We start from the raw sequence: 1,441 nt of genomic DNA, 5'->3' as shown, positions 1-1,441 counted from the left end.
GAGCGCAGCTGCACCGGATGGCCGAGCAGCCGCGAGAGGCGACGCACGATGGCCAGGCCGATGCCCAGCCCGTGCGAGCGCTCGCGCCCGGGGTTGTCGACCTGGTAGAACTCCTCGAACACGCGGTCGAGCTGGCCCGGCGCGATGCCGATGCCCGAATCGACCACCTCGATCCACACCGAATCGCCGAGCCCGTCGCCGTTGCGCCGCACGCGCGCGCGCACCGACACGCCGCCGCGCGCCGTGTACTTGAGCGCGTTGTCGAGCAGGTTCGACAGCATGCGGTGCAGCAGCCGCGGATCGCTGCGCACCCACAGGCCGCTCGCGCGCAGCCGCAGCTGCAATTGGCGCTGCTCGGCCTGCGCCGCGAACATGGGATTGAGCGCGCGGAACAGCACGTCGAGCGAGACCGGCTCGAGCGCCGGCTCGACCACGCCGGCATCGAGGCGCGAGACGTCGAGCATGGTGTCGAGCGAGCTGCCGAGCGCGTTCACCGCGCGCATCAGGCGCTGCGCGTTGCGGCTTTGGGGATGCTCGTTCTCGAGCGCGGCGCCGAACAGCGCAATGGCATGCAGCGGCTGGCGCAGGTCGTGGCTGGCGGTGGCCAGGAAGCGGGTCTTCTCGATGCTCGCGCGCTCGGCCGCGGCGATCTGCTCGCCCAGGCGCTCGGCCAGCGCCTCGTTCTCGAAGCGCAGCACCAGCGAGTCGGTGAGCAGCCGGTGCTGCTGCTGGCCCACGCGCAGCGTGAACAGCAGGTAGGCCAGGCTGAACATCGACAGGAACAGGTGCATGCCGTCGCCCTGCCAGGCCAGTGCGGTGATCAGGCTCAGCATCATCGGCAGCGTGTAGCCGTAGAGCGCGGGCTTGAGCGGCCACAGCAGCTGCATGGCGCGCGCGCAGCTGCCGATGACGACCACCGTGAGCACCGAGGTCGCGGACAGGTCGTCGCGCGAGATGAACAGCCAGGGCGCGGTGGCGGTCGCCAGGCTCACCAGCGTGACGGTGCGCGCATGGCGGCGCGCCCACAGCGGGGTCTGGTCCAGCGGCAGGTCGGCATGCCAGCGCGGCATCAGGTACAGCGCCAGGCCGAGCAGCAGGTGGGCCGCCATCCAGGCCAGGATCCAGGTGCGCGGGGAGGCGATGTACATCGCGGCCCCGAGTGCGACGCCGAGGCCGAAGTGCACCACGATCGAGGCGTCGTAGGCGCCGTAGACCGAGGCCAGGTGCTCGCGCAGCACGCGCAGCGCCAGGTCCTGAGGCACCGCGGCCGCGACCGCCGGCGCGGCGTGCGTGGCGCTCGGGTCCGGCGAGGAGGTGGGAGGCGGGGCGGCGATCACCCGGCCCATGCTAGCCGGGGCGTGCGGCGTCGGAAGTGCCCTAAGTCATGCAACCTCCGCCATAGGCGTGAAGACATGCCGCGACGGGCGTGGTATTGCGCGCC

General features: G+C 71.8%; 1 protein-coding gene. It reads right to left on the bottom strand.

All coding sequences use genetic code 11. The features are described 5' to 3' along the window. The coding region (locus AC27VN_RS41340) for a sensor histidine kinase (RefSeq protein WP_490880494.1) at positions 1–1,262 on the bottom strand (1,262 nt) is incomplete at its 3' end. Between the last annotated feature and the right edge of the window lie 179 nt (positions 1,263–1,441).

It is taken from the genome of Variovorax sp. 20P10.2.4 (assembly GCF_058244205.1).
This window is presented reverse-complemented; position numbering and strand designations above follow the sequence as displayed.